The following is a 260-nucleotide window of genomic DNA, read 5'->3' on the forward strand; positions in this document are numbered from 1 at the left end:
CACCAGCGCCGGAACCCACGCCGCCGCCACCAGCAGCACGGGCCCCAGGACGGCCCCGCCCGCCAGCGGAGCCAGCAGGCCGAACGGTCCCCGGCGGTCGGCCCTCGCCGCCCACAGCACCCGGCCCAGTACCCCGGCCACACCCAGGACCGCCACCACCAGACCCGCCGCCACCGGGGCCAACCCCAGCTCGTCGGCGGCGAACAGCCCCACGTGCGCGTTCATCGACGACACCCCCACGCCCAGGAAGAGCGAGAACA

1 protein-coding gene is annotated in these 260 nt (G+C 76.5%); it reads right to left on the reverse strand.

The genetic code is table 11. From position 1 onward, the window contains the following. Window positions 1-225: hypothetical protein (locus D471_RS33720; RefSeq protein WP_206538927.1), on the reverse strand; the 225-nt coding region annotated here is incomplete at its 3' end. Window positions 226-260: the final 35 nt, after the last annotated feature.

This window comes from Nocardiopsis lucentensis DSM 44048 (assembly GCF_000341125.1).
GTDB classification, from domain to species: Bacteria; Actinomycetota; Actinomycetes; order Streptosporangiales; family Streptosporangiaceae; genus Nocardiopsis; species Nocardiopsis lucentensis.